At 73.0% G+C, this 459-nt stretch carries 1 protein-coding gene; it reads left to right on the forward strand.

The features are described from left to right. Positions 1 to 439 (forward strand): sodium/proton-translocating pyrophosphatase (locus G3I71_RS47300; protein ID WP_203733151.1); only part of this gene is annotated, 439 nt, incomplete at its 5' end. Positions 440 to 459: the final 20 nt, after the last annotated feature.

Raw genomic sequence — 459 nt, forward strand, 5'->3', positions numbered from 1 at the left:
GTTCGGGCTCGGCGTCGGGCTGCTCGCCGGGTTCCTCGCCGGCGCGATCGGGTCCGGCGTGCTCATGGCCGTGTTCCTCGCGAACTCGGGCGGCACGTGGGACAACGCCAAGAAGATCATCGAGGACGGGAACTACGGCGGGAAGGGCTCGCCCGCGCACGCCGCGGCCGTCATCGGCGACACCGTCGGCGACCCGGTCAAGGACACCGCCGGGCCCGCGATCAACCCGCTCATTAAGGTCATGAACCTCGTGTCGGTGCTCATCGCGCCCGCCGTGGTCGTCGTCTCCGTCGGCGACGACGCCAACCACGTCGTGCGGCTCTCCATCGCGGTCGTCGCGACGGCCATCGCGTTCGGCGCGGTCATCGCCTCGCGCGTGCGCGCCGCCCGGGTGGACCGCGAGGGCCGGCTCGAGCACGAGACGCCGCCCGTCGGCTGAACCCCGTCGCCTCGGTCCGG

It is taken from the genome of Streptomyces sp. SID12501 (assembly GCF_010550245.1).
GTDB lineage: Bacteria > Actinomycetota > Actinomycetes > Streptomycetales > Streptomycetaceae > Streptomyces.